The sequence below is a fragment of the Pseudomonas marvdashtae genome (assembly GCF_014268655.2).
Lineage (GTDB): Bacteria > Pseudomonadota > Gammaproteobacteria > Pseudomonadales > Pseudomonadaceae > Aquipseudomonas > Aquipseudomonas marvdashtae.
On the sequence record NZ_JABWQX020000001.1, the window covers coordinates 4,155,930 to 4,172,349 of the forward strand.

Sequence of the window (16,420 nt, forward strand, 5' to 3'; positions counted from 1 at the left end):
CCCTCTGATCGTTTTCACCACAGTGCACGCCAGCGGTTAATGCGTCATGACAGCAATAAGTCGGTTACATGACAGCGCGGGACGCCGCGCCCCCGGTGTAGACTGGCCGTCAGCCACGGGAGACCGCGATGAGACCGATCCTCACGCTACGCCATTACAGCCACGACCTGATTGTCCACAGCCACGACCATGCGCAGCTGGTGTTCGGGTTGTCGGGCGCGCTGGACTTCGAAGTCGAAGGTTGCGGCAGCCAAGTGGTGCAGCAGAGTTTCGTGGTGGTGCCAGCGGGTGCCCATCACGCCTGCGGCAGTCCCCAAGGCAGTCGCTGCCTGGTGCTGGACGTGCCTGACGATGACTGGGTCGGGCAATGCCTGGGCAATCACGCCGATGCCAGTCGCAGATTGCTCGACAACACCGCCCGCCTGCCCTTGGATGCGGGGCAAAGCCAGTTGGTCAACTGGCTCGCGGGCAGCCCGGTGGACGATCCGCTGATCGCTCAGCAAGGCGCGGTGTTGTTGCTGGCCAGCCTCAACGGCGCCCGTCACGAAACGACCGGCGGCCGGCGCCTGCCTTATGCCGCGTTGGATGCTCACATCGACCAATATGCCGCCTATCCGCTGCAGGTCGCGGACTTGGCCCGGGTCGCCGGGCTTTCGAGCGCTCGCCTGCATGTCCGTTTCGTCGCCGAATGTGGGCAGACGCCGATGGAGTACATTCGCAGCCGTCGTTTGCACAAGGCCGTGGCGCTGTTGCGTGAGACAGGCCTGCCCATCGGGGAGATCGCCCACCGGGTCGGCTACAGCTCCCAGAGTGCCTTCGCCGCGGCGGTACTGCGCGAGTTCGGCGCCACGCCGGGCAAACTCCGACGCCAACACTAGATCCGCGTTAAAAATCGCTAGGATCGCGACAGACAAAAACGCTCGGCACCGGGTTCAATACCCGCACGTCCAACCGTTCAACAAGGATTGCAATGACACCCCGTACCGCCCTCGGCGCCCTGCACATTGGCGCACTCATGTTTGGCCTGACCGGTGTGTTCGGCAAACTCGCCGCCGCCTCGCCGGCCGTCATTGTGTTTGGCCGCGCGGTGTTCGCCGTGTTGGCCCTGGCGATTTTCGCCCGGTTCGCCAGCAGCACCCGCTGGCAGAAACTTCGGGCCCGGGACGCTCGCCGGTTGCTGCTTGGCGGGCTGCTGCTGGCCGCGCACTGGGTGAGTTTTTTCATTTCGGTGAAAATTGCCGGCGTGGCGATCGCCACACTGGGGTTCGCCAGTTTCCCGGCGTTCACGGTGCTGCTCGAAGGGCTGATTTTCCGCGAACGGATCCGCGCCAACGAAATCCTCCTGGTGGTCCTGGTGAGCATCGGCCTGGTGTTGGTCACGCCGGACTTCGACCTGGCCAGCGGCGCCACCACCGGCCTGCTGTGGGCCGTGGCGTCGGGGCTGCTGTTCTCACTGCTGTCGCTGACCAACCGCGCCGGCTCCGGGCATGTCCCTCCGGTACAGGCCGCGCTCTGCCAGAACCTGGTGGTCGGGCTGTGCCTGCTGCCGATGGCCGCGCCGCAATTGAGCGACGTTCGCCCCATCGACTGGTTGTGGATCGGCCTGCTCGGCGTGTTCTGCACCGGCCTGGCCCACAGCCTGTTCGTCGCCAGCCTGGCGGTGATCAAGGCCCGCACCGCAGCGGTGGTGTTCGCCATGGAGCCGGTCTATGGCATCACCATCGCCTGGCTGCTGTTCGATGAGAATCCGACGTTGCGCATGCTGCTGGGAGGCATGTTGATCATCGTCGCGATTGTGGTATCTAGCCAACTCAGTGGCACGAAAAAATCCAGTGTCAACGCCCAAGCGCCGTCTCACTGAATCCGGTCGTTGTGCCCCAGGTCGCGCTCCGGATCGATCCGGTCGCGGACCCGCTGCTTGAGGACCTTGGCCTCGGGAAAGCCGCCGTCGGCCTTGCGCTCCCACAGCTGCGTGCCGTCGCAACTGACGTGAAACACCCCACCGGTGCCCGGCACCAGCGACACCTTGCCCAAGTCGTCAGCGAACGTGCTGAGCAGCTCCTGTGCCAGCCACGCGGCGCGCAGCAGCCATTGGCATTGGGTGCAATAGGTGATGACGACTTCTGGTTTTGGCTCGGTCATGGCGGATGAACTCCTGGCTTCAAAGGCGTCGTTATACTACTCGCCTTTGATTGCCTGCCTCGAGATTGACGATGCGCCGCCTGCTGCCTTGCCTGCTTCTGTTACTGCTGCCCTTGTTTGCCGACGCGGTCGAACCGCCGCGCCCGAAAATCGGCCTGGTGTTGTCCGGCGGCGCGGCCCGTGGCCTCGCCCACATCGGCGTGCTCAAAGCCCTGGAAGAACAAGGCATCAAGATCGACGCCATCGCCGGCACTAGCATGGGCGCGGTGATCGGCGGGCTTTATGCCTCGGGCTACAAGATCGACGAACTGGAAAAACTTGCCCTGGGCATCGACTGGCAACAGGCCTTGTCCGATGCGCCGCCGCGCAAGGACGTACCCTTCCGGCGCAAGCAGGATGACCGGGACTTCTTGGTAAAACAGAAACTCAGCTTTCGCGATGACGGGAGCCTGGGCCTGCCGTTGGGGGTTATCCAGGGACAGAACCTGGCCTTGCTGCTCGAAAGCCTGCTGGCCCATGCCAGCGATACCCGGGATTTCGACAAGTTGCCGATCCCTTTCCGGGCCGTGGCGACCGACATCGCCACAGGCGAAAAAGTCGTGTTCCGCAAGGGTCACCTGCCCAAGGTGATCCGCGCCAGCATGTCGATCCCGGCCGTGTTCGCCCCGGTGGAACTGGACGGCCGACTGCTGGTGGATGGCGGCATGGCCGATAACATACCGCTGGATGTGGCACGGGAAATGGGCGTAGACATGGCAATCGTCGTCGACATCGGCACTCCGCTGCGCAATCGCAAGCAATTGGTCACGGTGGTGGACGTTCTGAATCAGTCGACCACCCTGATGACCCGACGCAACTCCGAAGAACAATTGGCGACGCTGAGAAAAGACGACGTGTTGATCCAACCGGCGCTGGCGAGCTACGGCTCCACCGATTTTGGCCGGGCCCAGGAAATGATCGATGCCGGCTATCGCGCCACCCGCATACTCGAGGCGCGCCTGGCGCACCTGCGTCCCGTCAAACAAGTCGATGCCGACCTGATGGCGGCGCGCACGCCCAGCGAGCGCAACCCGGTCATTACCGGGATCCGGGTGGAGAACGATTCGAAAGTCGGCGACGACGTGATCCGCTATTACATCCGCCAGCAGATCGGCGAGCCGCTGGACCTGGGTCGCCTGCAGACCGACATGGGCACGCTGTACGGCCTGGATTATTTCGAGCAGGTGCAATACCGCGTGGTGCACAAAGGCGCTGACAATACCTTGGTGATCAGCGCCCGCGGCAGGCGCACCGGCACCGACTACCTGCGTCTGGGCCTGAGCCTGTCGGACGACATGCGCGGCGACAGCGCCTTCAACCTCGGCGCCAGCTACCGGGTCAATGGCATCAATCGCCTCGGTGCGGAATGGCTGACCCGGGCGCAGATCGGCGACAAGCAGGAGCTGTACAGCGAGTTCTATCAGCCGCTGGACGTCGGTTCGCGCTACTTCATCGCGCCCTATGGGCAATTCGAATCGCGCAACGTCGAGTCGATCCTCGATAACGATCCGGTCGCTCAGTACCGGGTCGAGCGCTATGGATTCGGCTTGAACCTGGGCCGCCAGATTGGTAACAGCGGGGAGATCCGCTTCGGCGTCGGCCAGGCCTGGGGCAAGGCCGATGTGCGCATCGGCGATCACGACCAACCCAGCGAAAACTTCAACGAAGGCTTCTACGAGCTCAAATATTCGTTCGACTCGCTCGACAGCGTGTACTTCCCTCACGAAGGCGAGGACATCGGCCTGTCGTGGCGCCAATACGAACCGGGCCTGGGTTCCGACCAGCGTTATCGTCAGTGGGAGTTCAAGCTGGACAAGGCCCTGAGCAGCGGCCCGGACACCTTCATCCTGGGCGGCCGCTACGGCCGGACCCTGGACACCGCCGAGGTGGTGACTTCAAGTTTCGTACTGGGCGGTGCGCGGCAGTTGTCGGGCTTTCGCGAGGATGGGATATCCGGACAGAACATGAGCCTGATGCGTGCCGTGTATTACCGCAGGCTCACCCCGCGCGCCTATCTGCCGCTGGATTTTCCGTTGTACGTCGGCGGGTCGCTGGAGCGCGGTCGGGCCTGGAACAACGACAACGAATTCGACAGCGGCTACATCAACGCCGCCAGTGTCTTCCTCGGGTTCGATACGCCGCTGGGGCCGCTGAATTTCAGCTATGGCTTTAACGATGACGACGAGCAGGCGGTGTATTTGAATCTTGGGCAGACGTTCTAGACCCGTTCATTGATCACGTCCGCCCCAAGAGCAACTCAACGAATCCCGGCCAACAACACCCGGGCGGTCTCTTTGAGCGGTTCATCGCCCTCTTCCAGCAACTCTTCTAGCAGGGTGATGGCGCTCTTCAAATCGCCCTCATCGATACAATTCTGGGCTTCTTCCAGTTTGAGCGAGTGTTCCGGCGGCGGCGGTTCGAAGGAGACCGGTTCGAGCGACAGCGGCTCAAGCGTCATCGGTTCCAGCTCCAGCGACTGTTCTTCATCGGCAAATCCGTCGAGGAAATCATCGTCCAGCGATTCGGTTTCCAGCGGCGCGCCCCATTGCAGGTCGGGCTCGTCGAATCCCGAGAGCGACAACGTCTCGGTCCTGGCGGACGGCGGCGTCTTTGGCCCAGGGGACATCGGTTGGGCATCGCCCAGGTCCCAGCTGTTTTCCAGGGAGAGCCCGTCGAGTTTCAATTCGAATTCGTCGCCGGCTTCGGGGGCTGGTTCGGGTGTCAGTGGGGGCTCCGCTGCCTGGATCTGTGCCGGCGTCTCGATCGGCGCGTTGATCACCGCAACCTTGGGATAGCGCTTGCGGATCTCTTCCAGCGCCTCGTGATCGACGCCCTGGGCCAACAGGTGATTCTCCTGCGCCTGGAAGCCGATGACATCACCTTGCTTACCCAGTACCTCCAACAACTTCAGGCCGAGGTCGGTGCGCCCAGGCTCCGCCAGCAACGCAGCGCGCAGCAGCCCAGCGGCTTCGGTGAAACGGCCATAGGTCAGGTAGATGCCTACGCCCTCGAGCACATCGCCCAACGGAGCATCGCCGTTATGGAACGATGCGGCGACCTCGGGACGCTCGGCGTCGGCGGCTTCTGCATAGGTTTCGGTGTCATCATCCACCGTCGGGTCGGGACGACCCTGCATGGGCTCGGGGTTGGCCATTTCCTGCTGTTGCCGGCGACGGAGAAACAGCAACAGCGCAAGCAACCCTAGCAGCCCCACCAGTCCCGTCATCCACAACCAGTCGATGCCCTCGCCTTGCGCGACTGGCACTGCCTCGACGAATGGCTCTGCCTCAACCGCCGGAGCGGATTCGTCGGGTTCCGGGGCTGACGATGGTGACGCATCGGCCGGCGGCGTGGCTTGGGTCAGTTGCGCTTGCAGATCGCTGATCTGCTGCCGCTGGGCAGCAATTTCCTCATCCTGGGCCTGGATCCTGGCCTGCAGTTGCTCGATGGTCTGCTGTTGCTGCTGGCTTTGCAGCACGCTGGTCGCCAATTGCTCGGCGTTGTTGTCAGGCGCGACGGGAGCCGCGGCCGGGGTGCGTTCGGCGGGCGGCAATATCGCCGAATCCGGTAACAACAAGCGCTGGCCGATTGAGAGTCGCTCGCTACCGGGATTGAGCGCCTGGATCCCCTGCATCAGCTCGTTGACCGACGCATTGCTGCCGGCATCATGCAGGCGCTTGGCGATGATCCAAGGGTTATCGCCCTGCACGACGGTGTAGCGCTTGCCTTGTGTCGCCGGCGGCGGCTTGGTGGCAGGCTTTGCCTCGGCGGGGGTGGAAGGCTCGTCGCGGATGGGCACGATACCCGGAGTTCCCGGCGGATCGATCAGCACGGTGTATTCGCGCAGCAGGCGCCCGTTGGGCTGGTTGAGCTGCACGAGGAAATTGAGGAAGGGTTCTTCGACCGGTTTGCTGGAAGTGACCCGAATGAAACTGCGCTCGCCGCGCAGCACCGGCGTGAAGCGCAGGTTATTGAGAAAGAACACCCGCTCTACGCCGGCACGACTGAAGTCGTCCGGACCCGCCAGGCTCGCGGACAAGTCACCTTCACTGAGGCCGGCCACGTCGACCAGCGCGATATCGGCGCGAAACGGCTGGTTGAGCGCGGAATGAAGCGTGATCTCACCCAGGCCCAGCGCCGACGCCAAGGCCGGAAAACCAAGGGCACCCACGACGATCGACACGTTGATCCAACTGCGCAACGTGGATTTCAAACTTTCAAGCATGGGCATCCTTTTGATTCACTAACCAGTGCGAAACGCTTCCAATACGAACGCTCACTACTGGTTATAGTTCGCTAACGGCCGAATCTCAAAAGTCTGGCGCCGGGGATATGCCTCAGGATTTTTCCAGGTTGGCCAGGATGGTGCCGTGGACGCGCATGCATACCCGCATGTCCTCCTCGTCGACGCCTTCGAACAATTCCCGGCGCAACTGGGTGGCAATGGTTTCGATTTGCTCGATCAACGGCAGCGCCGGTGCGCACAGGACGATTTTCTTGGCCCTGCGGTCCTCGGCCACCGCTTGGCGCTGCACCAGTCCCTGGATTTCCAGGCTGTCGAGCAAACGGGCCAGGGTCGGGCCTTCTACGGCAACGCTCTGGGCCAATTCGCGCTGGGTCGGCGCCTGTTCGAACCGGGCCAGGTGCAGCAGCACCAGCCAGCGCGCCTGGGACAGGCCCAGCCCGGCCAGGCGACGGTCCAACTCGGCGCGCCAGCCGCGGGACATCTGTGCCAGCTGCATGCCAAAACGGTGTTGATCGGTCAAGGACATAAAAAACTCATAGGATCTGAAATAGAGAAAAACTAATTATTAGTCAGCTAAGCATGAGCTTTGGATTCAGGCAAGGCTGGCACTGTAGTGAATCGTTAAAGGAATGTAACTGACTGATCAGACTTCGAATTCCGATTGCAGTGCAGCCCTGACGCAATACAAGACGCCTTCCGGGACCCGACCGGTAAACAGCGCGGCCACTTCCGATACCGGGGGCAGTTCGCCTTCGCCATCGAGAAAAGCGTCCTGCACTTCGCCCATCAGTTCCTCGGGCAGGTCCAGCGCCTGCTCCAACGACAGTTGTTGTTGGCCGATGGCCTCGGCCAGCATCGTGTAGACGTTCTTTTCCGAACATTGCAATTGCCCGGCGATCTGCATCGGGGTCATGCCGGCCCTGGCCAGCGTGATGAGTTCGTGACGTACATCGGCGACTGCCGGGAGGGCCTCGACTTCGCCGCCGAGCACTTGCAGGAAGGCCTCGCCATAACGCTCCAGCTTGCGTGCGCCGACGCCGCTGACCCGGGCCATTTCCGCCAGGGAAGTCGGTTGGCTGCGGAGCATTTCGAGCAAGGTGGAATCGGGGAAAATGACATACGGCGGCACACCGTGTTCCTCGGCCAGCTTGCGGCGCAGGGCACGCAAGGCTTCCCACTGATCGCGCTCCTCGCCGCGCACCAGTTGGCTGGCCTGGCTCTTGCTGCTCTTGACCGCCGTGGCGGGCTTGAGGTCACGGCGCAACTCGAGGGTGACCTCGCCTTTGAGCAACGGCCGGCAGCTCGCGCTCAAGCGCAGGCCGCCGTAGCCTTCCAGGTCGATGTCCGCCAGGCCACGCGCGACGAGCTGTCGAAACAATGACCGCCATTCGCTCTCGCTGCGGGCCTTGCCCACGCCGAATACCGAAAGGTGCTGGTGGCCGAAGCTGCGCACTTTTTCGTTGTCCTTGCCCAGCAGCACGTCCACCAGGTGCCCCACGCCATAACGCTGGCCGGTGCGATAAATCGCCGACAGGGCCTGGCGCGCCGGTTCGGTGGCGTCCCAGGTTTCCACGCCATCGACGCAGTTGTCGCAATGCCCGCAAGGTTGCGGCATGTCTTCATCGAAATAGGCCAGCAAGGTCTGGCGACGGCAGCGGGTTTCTTCGCAGAGCGAAAGCATCGCGTCGAGCTTGTGTTGCTCCAGGCGTTTGTGGCGCTCATCGCCTTCGGAGTTCTGCAACATCTGCTTGAGCATCACCACGTCTTGCAGGCCGTAGGCCATCCAGGCATCGGCCGGCAGCCCATCGCGGCCGCCACGCCCGGTTTCCTGGTAGTACGCCTCGAGGGACTTGGGCAAGTCCAGGTGCGCGACAAACCGCACGTTGGGCTTGTCGATACCCATGCCGAACGCCACGGTGGCGACCATGATCAGGCCTTCCTCATTAAGGAAACGCTTCTGGTGATAGGCGCGCAGGTCGTTGGGCAGGCCGGCGTGGTAAGGCAATGCGGGAAAACCCTGTGCGCTCAGGAACGCCGCCACTTCCTCGACCTTCTTGCGCGACAGGCAGTAGACAATACCGGCGTCGCTGCGCCGCTCGGCAAGGAACGCCAGCAACTGCTTGCGCGGCTGCTCCTTGGGCACGATGCGGTAGAAAATGTTCGGACGGTCGAAACTTGAGAGGAACCGCTCGGCGTTCTGCAGATGCAGTCGTTCGACGATTTCTTCACGGGTACGCTTGTCGGCGGTGGCGGTCAGGGCGATGCGCGGCACATCGGGAAACAGTTCGGCCAGTTGCCCTAGCTGCAGGTACTCGCGGCGGAAATCATGACCCCACTGCGACACACAGTGTGCTTCGTCGATGGCGAACAGGGCGATTTCCAGGCTCTGCAAAAACGCCAGCATGCGCGGTTGCACCAGGCGCTCCGGCGCCAGGTAGAGCATTTTCACTTCGCCGCGCTTGATCCGCGCCGCCAGGTCCCGCTGCTGTTCGGCGCTAAGGGTGGAGTTCAGCGCAGCGGCAGCGACACCGAGTTCTTCAAGGGTGGCAACCTGGTCGTCCATCAAGGCGATCAGCGGCGAAACCACCACCGCCAGGCCATCGCGCAACAGCGCCGGGACTTGGAAACACAAGGACTTGCCGCCGCCGGTGGGCATGAGCACCAACGCATCGCCACCGCTGGCCACGCGCTCAATAATGGCACCTTGGCGGCCACGGAAACTGTCGTAGCCGAAGATGTCCTTAAGGACGCGTTGAGCCTGTTCGAGCATAGAAACTCCAAAATCACCGAAACATCCCTGCAAGGCTGGTTGAGAATCCAAAAAACGCACCGACAAATCGTAAGTGTGCGTTTCAAACCGGCCGGACACCGCAGGGCATCACAAAACGCGGCAGTATACCCGAGCCCTTCGTTGCAAAGGGCGCCGCTGACAAGAGGTGTGGAGTTCGGCCATGCCCGTGGCGTCAAGCGGCTGTCCCTGCGTCGGCACGCAGCTGCAATGCCTCTACCGCCCTGATCGCGACCTGTTCGTCGACATCCGACACATCGCCGCTGATCCCAATGGCTCCCAACACCTTCCCGTCCTGATCGCGAATCAACACCCCGCCGGGTGCCGGCACGATAGTGCCCTGCCCCAGCCCGTTCAGCGCTGCAAAAAATGCCGGGCGCTGCTGGGCGTCCTGGGCCAGAAGGCGTGAGCCTTTGCCCAACGCGATGGCGCCCCAGGCCTTGCCGATGGCGATTTGTGGGCGCAGCAGGCTGGCGCCGTCTTCCCGTTGCAGGGCAATCAGGTGCCCTCCGCTGTCCAGAACCGCGACGGTCAGGGGCGCGGCGCTGATTTCACGACCCGCGGCAAGGGCTTGCACCGCCAGGTTGACGGCGACTTCCAGGGTTAGAGGGTTCATGGATGCTGTCCTTCTCGGTTATGTGAGGTGCCAAATAGAACACAACAAACGTATATTTTGTATACAATAATTATCGATAACTGGAGCGATATTCGAGCAAGCCGGCCAAATACCGACTTCGACGAGTAAAACAGCTGCTTGAGAAAATGCGTTGACCTGCGCCGCTCGCTCTGAATACACTCCATTCAGAAGCCACTTGTATACAATTACAAAACGTAAGAGGCACAAAAACATGAGCAAAATGAGAGCAATCGAAGCCGCCGTCCTGGTGATGCGTCGTGAAGGCGTGGACACCGCCTTCGGCATCCCGGGTGCTGCGATCAACCCGCTGTACTCTGCCCTGCAAAAGGTTGGCGGCATCGATCATGTCCTCGCTCGCCACGTTGAAGGCGCCTCGCACATGGCCGAGGGTTACACCCGGACCAAGGCTGGCAATATCGGCGTCTGCATCGGCACCTCCGGGCCGGCTGGCACCGACATGGTCACCGGGCTCTACAGCGCTTCGGCCGACTCGATCCCGATCCTGTGCATTACCGGGCAAGCACCCCGCGCCCGCATGCACAAGGAAGATTTCCAGGCTGTGGATATCACCAGCATCGTCAAGCCAGTGACCAAGTGGGCGACCACCGTCCTGGAGCCGGGCCAGGTGCCCTACGCATTCCAGAAGGCGTTTTTTGAGATGCGCTCAGGCCGTCCGGGTCCGGTGCTGATCGACTTGCCGTTCGATGTGCAGATGGCCGAGATCGAATTCGACATCGACGCCTACCAGCCGCTGCCCCTGGCCAAACCTTCGGCCAACCGCGTGCAGATCGAGAAAGCCCTGGCGATGCTGGACCAGGCCGAGCGTCCATTGCTGGTCGCCGGTGGCGGCATCATCAACGCCGATGCCAGTGACCTGCTGGTGGAATTTGCCGAACTGACCGGCATCCCAGTCATCCCCACATTGATGGGCTGGGGCACGATCCCGGACGATCACCCGCTGATGGTCGGCATGGTCGGCCTGCAAACCTCGCACCGCTACGGCAACGCAACGTTGCTCAAGTCGGACGTGGTGCTGGGCGTAGGCAACCGTTGGGCCAACCGTCATACCGGCTCGGTGGATGTCTACACCGAAGGTCGCACATTCATTCACGTGGACATCGAGCCGACCCAGATCGGCCGCGTATTCACCCCCGACCTCGGCATCGTTTCCGACGCTGCCTCGGCCCTGACCGTGTTCCTCGAAGTAGCCCGCGAGTGGCAAGCCGCCGGCAAGCTGAAGGACCGCAGCGCCTGGCTCCAGGATTGCCAGCAACGCAAGGCCAGCCTGCAGCGCAAGACCCATTTCGACAACGTGCCGGTCAAGCCGCAACGGGTCTATGAGGAAATGAACCAGGTGTTCGGCAAGGACACTTGCTACGTCAGCACCATCGGTCTCTCGCAGATCGCCGGGGCGCAGTTCCTCCACGTCTACAAGCCGCGCCACTGGATCAACTGCGGCCAGGCCGGTCCCTTGGGCTGGACCATTCCGGCCGCGCTGGGGGTGGTCAAGGCCGACCCGAGCCGCAAGGTCGTGGCGCTGTCGGGCGACTATGATTTCCAATTCATGATCGAAGAACTGGCGGTGGGCGCGCAGTTCAAGCTGCCGTACATCCATGTCGTGGTGAACAACTCTTACCTGGGCCTGATTCGCCAGGCCCAGCGCGGTTTCGACATGGATTACTGTGTGCAACTGTCGTTCGACAACCTCAACGCGCCGGAACTCAACGGTTATGGCGTGGACCACGTCGCCGTCGCCGAGGGCCTGGGCTGCAAGGCGTTGCGGGTATTCGAACCCTCTGGCATCCAGCCGGCATTGCGCAAGGCCCAGGCGATGATCGAGGAGTTCAAGGTACCGGTGATCGTCGAGATCATCCTGGAGCGGGTGACCAATATCTCCATGGGCACCGAGATCAACGCAGTCAATGAGTTTGAAGACTTGGCGCTGGTGGGCAACGATGCACCGACCGCCATTTCGCTGCTCGACTGATAGCCCCGTGTTTGATTGATCGTTCCCACGCTCCGTGTGGGAACGATCAGAAACAACCTTACTTTTACAGGAGACCACCATGCCGCGTTTCGCCGCCAACCTGTCCATGCTGTTCACCGAGCAGGATTTCCTCGCCCGTTTCGAAGCGGCCGCCAAGGCCGGTTTCAGTGGGGTCGAATACCTGTTTCCCTACGACTACAGCTCCGCCGAACTCAAGGCCCTGCTGGACGCCAACGGCCTGACCCAAGTGCTGTTCAATCTGCCGGCCGGCGACTGGGCCAAGGGTGAACGCGGTATCGCCTGCCTGCCGGACCGGGTCGAGGAATTTCGCGCAGGGATCGACCTGGCAATTGCCTACGCCAAAGTGCTGGGCAACACCCAGGTCAATTGCCTGTCCGGGATTCGTCCGCAGAAGTGCGACGCAGCGCTGGCGGAAAAAACCTTCGTCGCCAACCTGAAATACGCCGCCGAAAAGCTGCAAGGCGAAGGCATCAAGTTGGTGATGGAAGCCATCAACACCCGCGACATTCCCGGTTTCTACCTGAACAACACCGCCCAGGCCCTGTCGATCCGCGAACAGGTGGGCAGCGCCAACCTGTTCCTGCAATACGACATCTATCACATGCAGATCATGGAAGGCGACCTGGCCCGGACCCTGTCCGCGCACCTGGGCGAAATCAACCATGTGCAGCTGGCAGACAACCCAGGCCGCAACGAGCCGGGCACTGGCGAGATCAACTACCGCTTCCTGTTCGAACACCTGGACCGCATCGGCTACCAGGGTTGGGTCGGCTGCGAATACAAGCCACTGACCACCACCGAAGCGGGATTGGGCTGGCTGAAAACCCACAACGCGATCTGACCCGATAGTGCTTTTGCGAGACCCGGGACATTTAAATAAGAGAGGATTTTCCCATGGCTAAAATCGGATTCATCGGCACCGGCATCATGGGCCACCCCATGGCACTGAACCTGCAAAAGGCCGGTCACAGCCTGTTCCTGTCCCAGCACCACGACGCCGCCCCCGCCGACTTGGTGGCCGGTGGCGCGGTGGCGTTGGCCAACCCGAAAGAAGTCGCCCAGGAAGCCGAGTTCATCATTGTGATGGTCCCGGATACCCCGCAGGTCGAAGACGTGCTGTTGCGCGCCGACGGCGTGGCGGCCGGCGTGGGTGCGGGCAAGGTGGTGATCGACATGAGTTCGATCTCGCCCACCGCCACCAAGGCGTTTGCGGCGAAGATCAACGAGAAAGGCGCGCAGTACCTCGACGCCCCGGTGTCCGGCGGTGAAGTCGGCGCCAAGGCCGCGACACTGAGCATTATGGTCGGTGGCGACAGCGCGGCCTTCGAGCGCGCCCTGCCGCTGTTCCAGGCCATGGGCAAGAACATCACCTTGGTCGGCGGCAACGGCGATGGCCAGACCGCCAAAGTGGCGAACCAGATCATCGTTGCGCTGAACATCCAGGCCGTGGCCGAAGCCCTGCTGTTCGCCGCGAAGAACGGCGCCGATCCGGCCAAGGTCCGCGAAGCGTTGATGGGCGGTTTCGCTTCGTCGAAGATCCTCGAAGTACACGGCGAGCGCATGATCAAGGGCACCTTCGACCCGGGCTTCCGCATCAGCCTGCACCAGAAGGACCTGAACCTCGCGCTGCAAGGCGCCAAGGAACTGAACATCAACCTGCCCAACACCGCCAATGCCCAACAAGTGTTCAGCACCTGCGCGGCCATCGGCGGCAGCAACTGGGACCATTCGGCGCTGATCAAGGGCCTGGAGCACATGGCCAACTTCTCGATCCGCGACAAATAAGCCCTGCCGCTCCACCCGTGGGAACGGGTTCGCTCGCTCCCCACGGGCCTGCATCACACCCATAATAAAAATCGGGAGCCCGCCATGTCGGTCGATCCGCAACAATTGCTCCGCGAGCTGTTCGCCACAGCCATCGACGCGGCCCATCCGCAGCAAGTCCTCGAACAATACCTGCCCGCTGACCGCAGCGGCCGGGTGATCGTCATCGGTGCCGGCAAAGCCGCGGCGGCCATGGCGCAGGTGGTCGAGCGTTGCTGGCAGGGCGAAGTCACGGGCCTGGTGGTGACCCGCTATGGCCACGGCGCGCCCTGCCAGAAAATCGAAGTGGTCGAAGCCGCCCATCCGGTGCCGGACGCCGCAGGCCTGGAAGTGGCCGGACGAGTACTCGAACGGGTGAGCAACCTGAACGAAGACGACCGGGTGATTTTCCTGCTGTCAGGGGGTGGCTCCGCGTTGCTGGCGTTGCCCGCAGCCGGCATCACCTTGGCTGACAAGCAATCGATCAACAAAGCCCTGCTCAAATCCGGCGCCACCATTGGCGAGATGAATTGCGTGCGCAAGCATCTCTCGGCGATCAAGGGTGGGCGGCTGGGCAAAGCCTGCTGGCCGGCGACGGTCTATACCTACGCAATTTCCGATGTGCCGGGCGACCTGGCCACGGTCATCGCCTCCGGCCCGACGGTGGCCGACCCCAGCACGTCGACCGATGCGCTGGCGATCCTCAAGCGCTACGACATCGACGTACCGGCCTCGGTGCGCGCCTGGCTGCAAAGCCCCGAGTCGGAGACCGTCAAGCCCGGCGACCCGAGCCTGGCCCGCAGTCATTTCCAACTGATCGCCCGCCCGCAACAATCGCTGGAGGCCGCCGCGGTGAAAGCCCGCCAGGCCGGTTTCAGTCCGCTGATCCTGGGCGACCTGGAAGGCGAATCCCGGGAGGTGGCGAAAGTCCACGCCGGCATCGCCCGACAAATCGCCCAACACGGCCAGCCCTTGGCGGCGCCGTGCGTGATCCTGTCCGGCGGCGAAACCACGGTCACCGTTCGTGGCAATGGCCGTGGCGGACGTAACGCCGAATTTCTCCTGAGCCTCACCGACAGCCTCAAGGGCTACCCCGGCATTTATGCGCTGGCGGGCGACACCGACGGCATCGACGGGTCCGAGGACAACGCCGGCGCGCTCATGACCCCGAACAGCTATCGCCGCGCCGCCGAATTGGGCCTGAGCGCCAGCGACGAATTGGATAACAACAACGGCTACGGCTACTTCGCTGCCCTGGATGCGTTGATCGTCACCGAACCGACCCGCACCAACGTCAACGACTTCCGCGCCATCCTGATCCTTGAGAATCCAAAAAATGACGCCCGATAAGAAGGTCAAGATCCTCGCGACACTAGGCCCTGCCACCCGTGGGATCGATGATATTCGCCAACTGGTGCAGGCCGGCGTGAATATCTTTCGCCTGAACTTCAGCCATGGCGACCACGCCGACCACGCCCAGCGCTACCAGTGGATTCGCGAAGTCGAGCAGCAGCTCAATTATCCACTGGGCATCCTGATGGACTTGCAGGGCCCGAAACTGCGGGTCGGTAGATTCGCCGACGGCAAGGTACTGCTGCAAAGGGGCCAGGCCTTGCGCCTGGACCTGGATCCGACGCCGGGGGATCAACGTCGGGTAAACCTGCCCCATCCGCAAATCATTGCGGCTCTGGAGCCTGGCATGGACCTGCTGCTGGACGACGGCAAGCTGCGCCTGCGGGTGGTCGCCCGGCACGCTGACGCCATCGACACCGAAGTGCTCAATGGCGGCGAATTGTCGGACCGCAAAGGCGTGAACGTGCCACAAGCCGTGCTGGACCTGAGCCCGCTGACCGCCAAGGACCGTCGCGACTTGAGCTTCGGCCTGGAGCTGGGCGTGGACTGGGTGGCGCTGTCGTTCGTGCAGCGCCCCGAGGATATCCGCGAAGCCCGCGCGCTGATCGGCAACAAGGCGTTCTTGATGGCCAAGATCGAGAAACCCTCGGCCGTCGCCCAGTTGCGGGAAATCGCCGAGTTGAGCGACGCAATCATGGTTGCCCGCGGTGACCTGGGTGTGGAGGTGCCGGCCGAGAGCGTGCCGCAAATCCAGAAAAACATCATCAGCACCTGCCGCGCCCTCGGCAAACCGGTGGTCGTCGCGACGCAGATGCTTGAGTCGATGCGTTTTTCCCCGGCGCCGACCCGCGCCGAGGTCACCGACGTCGCCAACGCCGTGGCCGAAGGCGCCGATGCGGTGATGCTGTCGGCGGAAACCGCCTCGGGCGACTATCCCCTCGAAGCCGTGCAGATGATGAGCAAGATCATTCGCCAGGTGGAAAGCGGCCCGGACTACCAGGCGCAGTTGGACGTCAGCCGGCCGAAAGCCGAGGCCACGGTGTCGGACGCGATCAGTTGCGCGATCCGTCGGATCAGCAACGTGCTGCCGGTGGCGGTGCTGGTGAATTACAGCGAATCGGGCAGTTCCAGCTTGCGGGCGGCGCGGGAACGGCCGACGGTGCCGATCCTCAACCTGACGCCGAATCTGCAGGCGGCGCGCCGCCTGACCGTGGCGTGGGGTGTGCACTCGGTGGTCAACGATCGGTTGAAGCAAGTGGATGAGGTGTGCTCCACGGCACTGGAAATCGCCCAGGCCCAAGGCATGGCCCAGCGCGGTGACACCTTGCTGATCACCGCGGGCGTGCCGTTTGGACAGCCGGGGTCAACCAATTCGCTGCGCATTGAGACGTTGATCTGATTTCC

The 16,420-nt window shown here is 62.7% G+C and carries 13 protein-coding genes; 8 read left to right on the plus strand and 5 right to left on the minus strand.

What is annotated here, in order from left to right; all coding sequences use genetic code 11:
- The first annotated feature begins 128 nt into the window (after nucleotides 1-128).
- The gene (locus HU742_RS18785) at nucleotides 129-878 is read left to right on the plus strand and encodes a helix-turn-helix transcriptional regulator (protein ID WP_186637252.1); all 750 of its coding nucleotides are present in this window, start codon (nucleotides 129-131) and stop codon (nucleotides 876-878) included.
- A 92-nt stretch (nucleotides 879-970) separates the two neighbouring features.
- Nucleotides 971-1,861 (plus strand): DMT family transporter, encoded by an 891-nt coding sequence (locus tag HU742_RS18790; RefSeq protein WP_186642994.1) that lies wholly within the window; start codon nucleotides 971-973, stop codon nucleotides 1,859-1,861.
- Here HU742_RS18790 and HU742_RS18795 read toward each other — a convergent pair.
- Entirely contained in the window at nucleotides 1,855-2,142 is a 288-nt protein-coding gene (locus HU742_RS18795; RefSeq protein WP_186642993.1) for an Rdx family protein, read from the minus strand. The genes HU742_RS18790 and HU742_RS18795 overlap by 7 nt on opposite strands.
- Before the next feature lie 71 nt (nucleotides 2,143-2,213).
- Between HU742_RS18795 and HU742_RS18800 the strand changes: the two genes are divergently transcribed.
- A complete protein-coding gene (locus HU742_RS18800; RefSeq protein ID WP_186637261.1) occupies nucleotides 2,214-4,403 on the plus strand; it encodes a patatin-like phospholipase family protein in 2,190 nt (729 codons plus the stop codon).
- A gap of 35 nt (nucleotides 4,404-4,438) precedes the next feature.
- On the opposite strand, the gene HU742_RS18805 is transcribed toward HU742_RS18800, so the two are convergent.
- The 4 genes from HU742_RS18805 to HU742_RS18820 form a co-directional block, all read right to left on the minus strand.
- Nucleotides 4,439-6,406: a FimV/HubP family polar landmark protein gene (locus tag HU742_RS18805; RefSeq protein ID WP_186642992.1), complete on the minus strand. Its 1,968-nt coding sequence runs from the start codon at nucleotides 6,404-6,406 to the stop codon at nucleotides 4,439-4,441.
- 112 nt (nucleotides 6,407-6,518) lie between these two features.
- Entirely contained in the window at nucleotides 6,519-6,953 is a 435-nt protein-coding gene (locus HU742_RS18810; RefSeq protein ID WP_186642991.1) for a MarR family transcriptional regulator, read from the minus strand.
- Nucleotides 6,954-7,070: 117 nt separating this feature from the next.
- Nucleotides 7,071-9,197: a DNA helicase RecQ gene (gene recQ / locus HU742_RS18815; protein ID WP_186642990.1), complete on the minus strand. Its 2,127-nt coding sequence runs from the start codon at nucleotides 9,195-9,197 to the stop codon at nucleotides 7,071-7,073.
- Between the two features lie 193 nt (nucleotides 9,198-9,390).
- A complete protein-coding gene (locus HU742_RS18820) occupies nucleotides 9,391-9,831 on the minus strand; it encodes a GlcG/HbpS family heme-binding protein (protein ID WP_186642989.1) in 441 nt (146 codons plus the stop codon).
- Nucleotides 9,832-10,063: 232 nt separating this feature from the next.
- On the opposite strand from HU742_RS18820, the gene gcl reads away from it, so the two are divergent.
- From gcl to pyk, 5 genes are all read left to right on the plus strand, one after another.
- A complete protein-coding gene (gene gcl / locus HU742_RS18825) occupies nucleotides 10,064-11,839 on the plus strand; it encodes a glyoxylate carboligase (protein WP_186642988.1) in 1,776 nt (591 codons plus the stop codon).
- Nucleotides 11,840-11,918: 79 nt separating this feature from the next.
- Nucleotides 11,919-12,701 (plus strand): hydroxypyruvate isomerase, encoded by a 783-nt coding sequence (hyi, locus tag HU742_RS18830; RefSeq protein WP_186637271.1) that lies wholly within the window; start codon nucleotides 11,919-11,921, stop codon nucleotides 12,699-12,701.
- Between the two features lie 53 nt (nucleotides 12,702-12,754).
- Nucleotides 12,755-13,645 (plus strand): 2-hydroxy-3-oxopropionate reductase, encoded by an 891-nt coding sequence (locus HU742_RS18835; protein ID WP_186637273.1) that lies wholly within the window; start codon nucleotides 12,755-12,757, stop codon nucleotides 13,643-13,645.
- Between the two features lie 84 nt (nucleotides 13,646-13,729).
- Nucleotides 13,730-15,013 carry a glycerate kinase type-2 family protein gene (locus HU742_RS18840; protein ID WP_186642987.1) on the plus strand — a complete coding sequence of 428 codons (1,284 nt, stop codon included), beginning with the start codon at nucleotides 13,730-13,732 and terminating at the stop codon, nucleotides 15,011-15,013.
- The gene (gene pyk, locus HU742_RS18845; protein WP_186637277.1) at nucleotides 15,000-16,415 is read left to right on the plus strand and encodes a pyruvate kinase; all 1,416 of its coding nucleotides are present in this window, start codon (nucleotides 15,000-15,002) and stop codon (nucleotides 16,413-16,415) included. Before HU742_RS18840 ends, pyk begins: the two co-directional genes overlap by 14 nt.
- Nucleotides 16,416-16,420 lie beyond the last annotated feature (5 nt).

Bases quoted from the DNA above. Each gene is read 5' to 3' on its own strand.
- HU742_RS18810 (WP_186642991.1), bottom strand. From the start codon at position 6,953: ATGTCCTTGACCGATCAACACCGTTTTGGCATGCAGCTGGCACAGATG.
- HU742_RS18790 (WP_186642994.1), top strand. From the start codon at position 971: ATGACACCCCGTACCGCCCTCGGCGCCCTGCACATTGGCGCACTCATG.
- HU742_RS18800 (WP_186637261.1), top strand. From the start codon at position 2,214: ATGCGCCGCCTGCTGCCTTGCCTGCTTCTGTTACTGCTGCCCTTGTTT.
- HU742_RS18820 (WP_186642989.1), bottom strand. From the start codon at position 9,831: ATGAACCCTCTAACCCTGGAAGTCGCCGTCAACCTGGCGGTGCAAGCC.
- pyk (WP_186637277.1), top strand. From the start codon at position 15,000: ATGACGCCCGATAAGAAGGTCAAGATCCTCGCGACACTAGGCCCTGCC.
- gcl (WP_186642988.1), top strand. From the start codon at position 10,064: ATGAGCAAAATGAGAGCAATCGAAGCCGCCGTCCTGGTGATGCGTCGT.
- HU742_RS18795 (WP_186642993.1), bottom strand. From the start codon at position 2,142: ATGACCGAGCCAAAACCAGAAGTCGTCATCACCTATTGCACCCAATGC.
- HU742_RS18785 (WP_186637252.1), top strand. From the start codon at position 129: ATGAGACCGATCCTCACGCTACGCCATTACAGCCACGACCTGATTGTC.
- hyi (WP_186637271.1), top strand. From the start codon at position 11,919: ATGCCGCGTTTCGCCGCCAACCTGTCCATGCTGTTCACCGAGCAGGAT.
- HU742_RS18840 (WP_186642987.1), top strand. From the start codon at position 13,730: ATGTCGGTCGATCCGCAACAATTGCTCCGCGAGCTGTTCGCCACAGCC.
- HU742_RS18835 (WP_186637273.1), top strand. From the start codon at position 12,755: ATGGCTAAAATCGGATTCATCGGCACCGGCATCATGGGCCACCCCATG.
- HU742_RS18805 (WP_186642992.1), bottom strand. From the start codon at position 6,406: ATGCTTGAAAGTTTGAAATCCACGTTGCGCAGTTGGATCAACGTGTCG.
- recQ (WP_186642990.1), bottom strand. From the start codon at position 9,197: ATGCTCGAACAGGCTCAACGCGTCCTTAAGGACATCTTCGGCTACGAC.